At 72.3% G+C, this 8,862-nt stretch carries 7 protein-coding genes and 1 pseudogene; 5 read left to right on the top strand and 3 right to left on the bottom strand.

Features of this window, described 5'->3' with window-relative positions; genetic code table 11:
* From VN520_RS27310 to VN520_RS39705, 3 genes and pseudogenes are all read right to left on the bottom strand, one after another.
* On the bottom strand, window positions 1-1,935 hold a 1,935-nt coding region (locus tag VN520_RS27310), incomplete at its 3' end, for an AAA family ATPase (protein WP_325749612.1).
* A 35-nt stretch (window positions 1,936-1,970) separates the two neighbouring features.
* Window positions 1,971-2,153 (bottom strand): aroma-sacti cluster domain-containing protein, encoded by a 183-nt coding sequence (locus VN520_RS27305; protein WP_325749611.1) that lies wholly within the window; start codon window positions 2,151-2,153, stop codon window positions 1,971-1,973.
* A gap of 195 nt (window positions 2,154-2,348) precedes the next feature.
* Window positions 2,349-2,561: pseudogene (locus tag VN520_RS39705) on the bottom strand (helix-turn-helix domain-containing protein); the annotation flags it as partial.
* A gap of 244 nt (window positions 2,562-2,805) precedes the next feature.
* Here VN520_RS39705 and VN520_RS27300 point away from each other — a divergent pair.
* The 5 genes from VN520_RS27300 (at window position 2,806) to VN520_RS27280 (ending at window position 8,840) form a co-directional block, all read left to right on the top strand.
* Window positions 2,806-3,003, top strand: coding sequence for an aroma-sacti cluster domain-containing protein (locus VN520_RS27300; protein ID WP_325749610.1), 198 nt, complete (start codon window positions 2,806-2,808; stop codon window positions 3,001-3,003).
* 203 nt (window positions 3,004-3,206) lie between these two features.
* Window positions 3,207-4,574 carry a radical SAM protein gene (locus VN520_RS27295; protein ID WP_325749609.1) on the top strand — a complete coding sequence of 456 codons (1,368 nt, stop codon included), beginning with the start codon at window positions 3,207-3,209 and terminating at the stop codon, window positions 4,572-4,574.
* Complete coding sequence (locus tag VN520_RS27290) at window positions 4,571-5,185, top strand: flavoprotein (RefSeq protein WP_325749608.1); 615 nt, start codon at window positions 4,571-4,573, stop codon at window positions 5,183-5,185. Before VN520_RS27295 ends, VN520_RS27290 begins: the two co-directional genes overlap by 4 nt.
* Before the next feature lie 56 nt (window positions 5,186-5,241).
* Window positions 5,242-6,693 (top strand): MFS transporter, encoded by a 1,452-nt coding sequence (locus VN520_RS27285; RefSeq protein WP_325749607.1) that lies wholly within the window; start codon window positions 5,242-5,244, stop codon window positions 6,691-6,693.
* Entirely contained in the window at window positions 6,690-8,840 is a 2,151-nt protein-coding gene (locus tag VN520_RS27280; protein ID WP_325749606.1) for a B12-binding domain-containing radical SAM protein, read from the top strand. Before VN520_RS27285 ends, VN520_RS27280 begins: the two co-directional genes overlap by 4 nt.
* Window positions 8,841-8,862: the final 22 nt, after the last annotated feature.

The following is an 8,862-nucleotide window of genomic DNA, read 5'->3' as shown; positions in this document are numbered from 1 at the left end:
GCCCGGCAGGTCACGGCGGCGGAGTGCCCGGTAGCCGGTCTCGGTGAGTGCCCTGGCGGCACGGCGGGTGAGGGCGGGAAGCGACGGATCGCCCGGGTCCACCGCGCTCAGCAGCCGGTGCGCCGACTCCAGGTGGTGGGCGAGGTCCTCCCCCGTGCCGGTGGCCCCGGCCGGATCGCCCGGACGCGCTCGGTCGAGCCGGTCGGCGAGGGCGGTGTGCCAGGCGGCGCGCCGGGCCTTGGACGTCATCTCGTACAGCGTGTCCCGGGCCAGGACGCGTGCGAAGCGGTAGAGGCCGGGCGGGCCGGCGGGTTGGATGACCCGGGTGTGCAGCAGACTCCGTACCGAGGCGTCGATGACGGGCCGGGTCAGTGCCGGAGCGTCCGCGGCCAGCACCGACACGTCCGCGGCGGTGAACGAGCCGCCGACCCCGGCCGCCCGCTCCAGCACCTCGCGGTCGGTGCCCGGCAGCCGGTCCAGCCACGCGGTGAGCAGTACCCGGATGGTGGTGGGCACCCCGCGCACCGCGGCCCGCTGGTCGAAGAGGTCCTCCAGCAGCAGTTCGGCGAAGAGCGGGTTGCCGTCGCATTCCTGGACGATCCAGCTGAGCGTGTCCTCGGAGCCCACCGCCTGCTGGGCGGCCGTCTCGCCGCGGTCCGCCAGCAGCCGGACCAGCCGTTCGGTCTCCCGGACGGGCAGCGCGTCGACGGAGAGCCGGCGGACGCCCGCCGGGTGCCAGGCGGTGGGGCTCTCGGGCCGCCCCACGCAGACAAGGGCCACCTCGGCGTCGGTGACCGCGGCGGCCGTCTCGGAGACCACGTCGAGGAGGGCGGGCTGCGCCCAGTGGAAGTCCTCCAGGACCAGGATCAGAGGCTCGGTGCGTGACAGGGCGCCCACCAGGCGGCGGAAGGCCCAGCGGATCTCGTCGACGGAGACGGCGGGGCCGCTCTCGGCCTGTACGCCGAACGCCACCCGCAGCGCGCCTGCGGCGCGTTCGGCCTGGGGGTCGGTGGCCTTGAGGACGGTCACCGCCTCCTCCCAGCCGCCGGGCAGGGACCAGAGCGCCTCGGCGAGCGGCCGGTAGGCCGACCCGGCGCCGTACGGCTGGCAGGTGCCGCGCAGGACGGTGGCACCGGCGGCCGCGGGGGTGGCGAGGAACTCCCGCACCAGGCGCGACTTCCCGATTCCGGGGAGCCCGGTGACGGTGACGAGGACGCAGCGGCGCTCCCGGCGGCCGTCCGCCGACGCCCCTACCAGGAATTCCAGTTCGGTTTCGCGGCCGACGAGGGGCACCAGGTCGGCCTGGACCGGTCCGTCCGGGAGTCCCAGGACGCGCCAGGCGGTGACCGGATCACGCTTGCCCTTCAGCCGCAGCGGCGCGACGGCCTCCCTCCGCACACCGGCGCCCGCCAGACGTGCCGTCTCGTCCCCGATGAGGATCTCGTGCGCCTGCGCGTGGGACTGGAGCCGGGCGGCCGTGTGGACGACGTCGCCGACCACCCGGGCGCCCCCGCCGACGGTGCCGGCCACCACGGCCTCACCGGAGGCGATCCCGCAGTGGACGTCGAGCCGGACCCCCCGTGGGCCTTCGGGCTCCGGGCCGTCACCGGCCACCGCCTCGCGCACCGCGCAGGCGGCCTGCACGGCGTGCAGGGCGTCGTCCTCCTGGGTGACGAACGCGCCGAAGACCGCCATCACCGCGTCGCCGATGAACTTCTCGACGACGCCCCCTCGTTCGGTGATGGCCGAGGTGCAGGCCTCGTAGTAGCCGTCCATGGTGCGCCGCAGCGCCTCGGGGTCGAGGGACTCGGCGAGTTCGGTGGACCCCACCAGATCGATGAAGACCACCGTGATGATCCGCCGGGTGTCGGAGGCCGGGGGAGGCGCGGCGAGCCGCGCACCGCACTCCGGGCAGAAGCGGGCCCCCTCCGGCACCGTGGAACGGCAGCCGCCACACCACACAGGAGGGTTCACAGGAGTTTGAGTTCCTGACCCTCCACGTCGCCCGCGACCGCCTCCAGGCGCCCCTTGAGCCGGTTCAGGACGCCGACCTCCGCCTCACTCAGCTCGGAGAGCACCGAGCGCTGTCCGACCGCCAGCAGGTCCACCGGGTGGCCTGCCTCACGCAACGCCTCCAGGGCATCGAAGCTCATGGCTACCGGTACCTCATTCCCGTAGGGGGGCCAGTCGAACACCAGGTCGACCGCCCCGATCGAGTGGTCCGTGCGCCCTGGACGGGTGCCACGGGATTCCGCGCCCTGCCGGCACTCCTGTGACTCCGCGGGCAGAGGCGGCCAGGTGCCCTGGACCAGAACTCCCCGCGCGTACAGTCGTGCGATCAATTCCGTTCGGTTGCTCGCGCCCGTTCTCCGAAGCATGTTGCATAAATGAGCCGCCACTGTGTGCGGACTGATGCAGAGGTCCTTTGCTATACGCCGGTTGGAAGCACCAGCGGCGATGAGCGAGGCAATGCATATCTCACGGGGAGTCAGTTCGCTCTCCGTGAGGGGGACCTCGGTGCAGAATTCGTCACCCACGGATGCAGCGTAGCCGTCGGTCATGTGCCCGACAAGAAGGCATCTTCCCGGGAACTCCTGGACACTTGCGAAACACCTCAGCCATCCCGCTTGCACTGGTTTGAGGACCTTTTCGCACACGAAATCAGCCGTTTCGACCTCCTTTTCATGATCAGGAGCCGGGCACGGGCCTGCGATTGATAGTCGTTTGAGGGATGCCGGGGGCCCCGCGCCGGGAGCAGCCTTGGCCCCTGCACCAGCCAGGTGTCCCTCTCCCTAAGGAGCGACCATGTCCCACGAGCCCCTGGAAGCCCTGCGCAGCGCCGGCACCCCGATCGACCTTCTGTCCACCTCGGAGCGCGAGGTGTTCGCGTCCCTGAGTCCTGAGGAGGTCTCCGTCCTCGGCTCGATCCAGACGCGGCTCAACGCCGTCGCGGCGGCGGTCGAGGGCCAGGTCGCGGACTCCAACACGAACGTCGTCTGCTGACCCGTTCCGCCACCGCGGTCCCCCTCCCCGCGCCGCGACCCCGTGCCGCGGCGTCCGGGGAGGGGTCCGCTTCCGGGCCGTCCGGGCCACGCGTCGTCCGGTCCGGGGAGGGCGCGGGCGCCGCAGTACGGCCCGCTCACCCGTTCAGCCGGCGGTCGCGACCGCCGTCAACGACCGTGCCGTACAGCGCCGGAGGGCTCCACATGGACAGAGTCAGCAGGTACCTGGTGGTGAGCGAGCGCTCCTACACCGACACCACCGGGGTGGGCGTACGGCTGGCGTACGCCACCCGCACCGCCCGCATCACGGCGGTCGACCACGCCACCGCCCGGGCACTGGAGGCAGGCGATGCGGCCGCCGTCCCGGACGCCTGGCGCGCGACACTGCGCGCCGCCGAGGTGCTCGTCCCCGACGGCGAGGACGAGCTGTCCGCGGTCCTGGACCGCAACCGGCGCGCCTCCGGCGACCGTTCCTCGCCGCACATCGCGCTCCTGCCGACCTCCTACTGCAACATGGGCTGCGCGTACTGCGGTCAGGAGCACACCCGTGGCGGGCTCACCCGCAACCACCGCGACCAGGTACGCGACCGCGTCCTGCGGGCCATCGCCGCGCCCGCCACCCGCAGCATCCGCCTGGACTGGTTCGGCGCCGAACCGATGATGGGCTACGCGGTCATCCGCGACCTGGCCCCCCGGTTCGTGCGGGCGGCCGCCGAGCGGGGGATCACGTACTCCTCGGTCCTGGTGACCAACGGATCGCTGCTCACCGGGCAGAAGATCGGCGTCCTCGTCCGCGAGTGCGGGGTCACGCACTTCGAGATCACCGTCGACGGGCCACCGGAGACGCACGACGAGCACCGGCCCCTCAAGAGCGGGCAGGGATCCTTCTGGAAGATCGTCCGCACCGTCCGTGACGCGCTGGACGTGCCGGAGAACCAGGCCGCCCATTTCACCTTCCGCACCAACGTCGACACACACAACCAGGATGACGTCCCGCGGTATATCGCTTTGATGGCGGAGATCGGATTCGCCCGCCCCAACGTGTCCTTCTCCGTATTGCCCGTCCACGCGTGGGGAAACGACGTCTCCGACATCGAGGTGTCGAAACAGAATTTCGCGGACCGCGAGCGGGAATGGCTCGCCCTGATGCAGCGCCATGATCTCAACGCGCAATTACTGCCGACCACCGCGAAAAAGGTCGTCTGCCCGGCGACGACTCTCTCCTCGGAGATCATAAGCAGCACGGGCAACATCTTCGCGTGCAGTGAGCACCCCCTCGTCCCCGAGGCCGAACGCGACCTGCCGCTGGTCCACCTCGACGACGTGGGCACCTCGGTCCTGCGGCCGGCCGGCCCCTTCGACGCCTGGAACGACGAGATCGAACAGGGCGGTTCCTGGTGCAGGGGCTGTGTGTTCCTGCCGACGTGCGGCGGCTCCTGCCCGAAGGCCTGGCACGAGGGGCATCCCCCCTGCCCCAGCTACAAGTTCAACGTCCAGGACCGTCTCGACCTCCTCGCCTCGCGCTGCGGACTGAACCCCGTGGGCGCCGAGGGAGCCGGGGCCGTCCGGTGAACGACGCCTCCTCCCCCGCGGCCGGGCCGGACGGCCCCGGCCTGCCCCGCCTCCTCCTCGGCGTCTGCGGCTCGGGCAACATCCTCGCGCTGCCGCAGTACCTGCTGGCCCTGCGCACCGGACCGGCCGCCGCCGTCCGTGTCGTCATGACGCGGACGGCGGCGGCACTGATGCCGGCCTCCACCGTGCGCCTGGTGTGCGAGGACGTGTATGTCGACGGCGCGGACGAACTCGACCCCGGGCACGTGGCCCTGGCCGCCTGGGCCGACCGTGTCGTGCTCCTCCCCGCGACGGCCAACATGCTCGGCCAGGCGGCACACGGACTCGCCTCCGGACTGCTCAGCTCCACACTGCTGGCGCACGAGTCGCCGGTCCTCTTCTTCCCCAGCATGAACCTGCGGATGTGGGAGCGGCCCGCGGTGCGCCGGAACGTGGCACTGCTCCGCGCGGACGGGCACGTCGTCGTCGAACCCGTCCCGGTCGACGCCTGGCAGCTCTCCACCCGCGACGTGCGGAAGAACCTGGGGCTGCCGGCGCCGGCCACCGTCGCCGCGATGGTGGGCGAGTTCTGCCGCCCGCCCGGACCACGGCCCGCCCCGCCGGCCGGCTGACCTCCCGCACCGATCCCGGCACCCACGCCGTCCCACGCCGTCCTTGAGGAGAAGACATGACAGCAGCCGCGCGGAGGGTGCGTACGGCGCTGAGCGACGGCCCGATGGCGGTGCGCGACTTCCGGCTGCTCCTCGCCGGCCAGCTCTCGTCCACCATCGGCGACTTCTGCTACGCCGTCGCCCTGCCGTGGCTGGTGCTCTCCGGGGACGGCGGCACCGTCCTGCTCGGCACCGTGCTCGCCTGCTACGGCATCCCCCGCGTCCTCACCATCCCCCTGGGCGGGGTGGTGGCCGACCGTTTCGGGGGCCGGCGCGTGATGCTGGTCACCGACCTGGTGCGGGCCGCCGCGGTCGGGAGCCTGGCGGTGACGACGGCCCTCACCGGCACCCCGGGACTGGTCCATCTCGCGCCCGTCGCGGTGGTGCTGGGCGCCTGCTCAGGCGTGTTCATCCCGTCCTCGTACACGCTGCTGCCCGCGCTGCTGCCCAAGGACGACCTGGGGCGGGGCAACGCCCTGTCCACCATGGTCAACCAGGTGGGCGGACTGCTCGGACCGACCGTGGGCGGCGCCCTGGTGGCCGGATTCGGGGCGGTGCCGGCGCTCACCGTGGACGCCGTGTCGTTCCTGGTGTCGGCGTTCGTCCTGGCCCGGATGCGCACCGGCCGGAAGGCCGCGCCCGAGGAGGCGGCACACCCGTCGGGCGCCCCGGAGCCGCAGGGGCCCTCGTTCCGGGAGGTGCTGCGCGGCGGCCGGCTGCTGCACGTCGTCCTCGTCGTCGCCCTCGTCTGCAACCTGGCGTTCAACGGCACCATCGAGGTGGCCCTGCCCGAACTGGCCCACCAGCGGATGGGGGCGACGGGTTACGGCATTCTGCTGACCTGCCTCAGCGTCGGCGGGCTCGCCGGTTCACTGGTGGCCGCCCGCTCCCGGACGGTGAAGTCCCCGGCCTACCTCTTCGCCGCCCTCGCCGTCGTGATGGGCGTGGCGCTGGCGGCGGTGCCGTTCGCCGGAGGACTGGCCGGGGCCGCGGTGTGCGTCGTCGTGTACGCGGTGGCCAGCGGCTGGCAGAACATCGTGGTGGTGACGATGCTCCAGGTGTGGAGCCCGCCCGCGCTCATCGGCAGGGTGATGAGCCTGGTGATGCTGGCGGTCATGGGCACCTTCCCGGTCTCCGTCGCCGTCGCCGGGTTCGGGGTCAGCCACCTCGGCGCGGCGCCGTTCTTCCCCGTCGCCGGGGCGGCCATCGCGCTGTCGGTGGTGGGCGCCCTGAGCTCGCGGACCTTCCGCGGCCACCGTGCGGGCACCGAGTACGTCTCCTCCGCCGGTGCCACCGGCCCGGCCGCCGGCACCGGCCCGCCGGCCCCGCCCGTCGTCCCTCCCGCCGCCCCGGCCGTGGCCGGGGACGGGACGGGCGAAGACCCCCCGCGGCACCCACCCGTCACCGGTGTGCCCTCCGTTCACTCCACTCGTCAGTGGCAGGACAGCAGTCAGGAGTCACAGGGATGAGCGTGTTCGTTCCGCTGGGCAGGCAGGCACCCGAGCGCCGGCGGGAGGGCGCAGATGTCGCGTACCTCCTCGTCAACCCGCCCCTCACCGATCCGACGGCCCCGTACCACTCGATCCCCTATCTGGTGGGGGCCGCCCGCGAGGCCGGGCACGGTACCTACGCCTGTCTCGACGCCAACCTGGACGCCTTCGAGTACCTGGCCCACCCCGACCGCTTCGGCACGCTGATCGAGGCGGCCCGGGGGCTGCGGGAGAGGGTGGGGAGCGCGCCGGAGCCGCCGAGCCGGCATGACGAGATCCGCTACCGGCTGTCACTGGCGGCCGAGGGCCTCTCGGCGACCTCGGCGGCGGACGCCGTCGCCGTCTTCAAGGACCCGGAGCTCTTCTACCACCCGGCGACCTATGCCCAGGCGGTCGCGGTCATGAACCGGTGGTGGAGCCTGCTGGCGCTCGACATGCCGGTCGGCTCGCTGGACGGGTTCTCGGTGCGGCCCAAGGCCGCCGCCAACCTGTGCAGCACGGCGGACCTGTCCGACCCCGCGGTGGTCGATGCCATCGCGAAGCCCTTCGAGGACTACTTCGCCCACGTCTTCACCCCCCAGCTCCGCGAAAAGCAATGGCGGCTGGTCGGCCTGTCCGTCAACTACACGAGCCAGCTGCCCGTCGCCCTCCGGATGGCACGGCTGATCCGGGCCGTCCTGCCGGACACCGTCATCGTCTTCGGCGGCACCGAGGTCGGCGACATGGTGAAGTACACGCCCGACCGTGAGGCGCTGTGGAAGGTGTTCCAGGAGGTCGACCTCATCGTTCCCGGTGAGGGCGAGTCGGCGCTCGTCGGCATCCTCGACGCCATCGCCGACGACGCGGGGTTCGAGGGCATCGGCGGGGTGATGACCCGCTCCCATCCCGAACCGGCGATCTCCTACGGCAGTGTCGCCACCCTCGCGTCCCCGGCCTACGACGTCTGGGACTGGGAACGCTACTGGTCGCCGGAGCCGGTGATCCTCTACAGCCCCACCCGTGGCTGCTACTGGAACAAGTGCACGTTCTGCGACTACGGGCTCAACACCGACCGCCCCACCTCGCCCTCACGTGAACGGCCCGTCCCCGCCGTGCTGGAGGACCTCCGCCAGGCCTCACGGATCGGCCGGACGCTCTACTTCGCCGTGGACGCCATGTCGCCGCGGTACCTGCGAACCCTGGCCACCGCGCTCGCCGAGTCCGAGCTGGACCTGCGGTGGTCGGCGGAGCTGCGCCTGGAGCGCACCCTCCCCAAGCGCTCGGCGGGCGAACTGCTGGCCTCCTCGGGCTGTGTGGCGGTCTCCTTCGGCTACGAGTCGGGGACGCAGCGGATCCTCGACCTCATCGACAAGGGGGTACGGATCGACCAGGTCCCCGACGTCCTGAGCGAGCTGGCACGCAACGGCATCGCCGCGCAGATGATGGGCTTCACCGGCTTCCCCGGGGAGAGCGAGACGGAGGCGCTGCGCACATACGAGTTCCTCCAGGACAACGGGTCGCTGTGGACGACGGCCGGGATCGGGGTGTTCTCCCTGACGCCGGGCTCGATCGTCGCCAAGCAGCCCGACCGGTTCGGCGTCGAACTCCTGCCCCCCTCGCCCTCGGACGACGTCCACCGCTATGTGCCGTGGCGTGACAAGGCCACCGGCGAGGTGCACTGGCCCGAGGCCGCCGATCCGCGCATCCCCCGGGAGTACATCGCGAGCACCCGCCGCGTCAGCTTCGACCGCCCGTTCGTCGGGGGCATCGACTCCGCGCACAGCCTGCTCTACTACGCCCGGTTCGGGGCGGGGCTGATGCCGGCCACGCCCAAGGACGAACCTCCGCGAAGGCGCCTGGTGGACGAGCCCGTCGTCACCGTGCCGTTCGGTTCGGTGGAGGAACTGACCGCCGAGGGCGACCTGCTGACCGAGGTGGGCCGCCGCACCCGGGCGCGACTGGACAGCACCGCTCCGGCCTACGACGGCTGGCTCCGCGAGAAGGGCGCCGCGCGGCCAGGGTCCTGCGGCGTGCTCGTCCTTGCCCACGGGGACCTCGTGGAGCTCCCGTCCGGTGCGGACTTCACCTCCGACACGCCCCTGGCCAAGGCGCTGCGGCTCATGGTGGCGGCGCAGGCCCGGGGCTGACGGGCGCGCCCGCGGGGCGCGG

It is taken from the genome of Streptomyces sp. (assembly GCF_035563135.1).
In the GTDB taxonomy this organism is placed as follows: Bacteria; Actinomycetota; Actinomycetes; order Streptomycetales; family Streptomycetaceae; genus Streptomyces.
The sequence above is the reverse complement of the archived record's forward strand: the minus strand, read 5'-3'. Positions and strand labels throughout refer to the sequence as shown.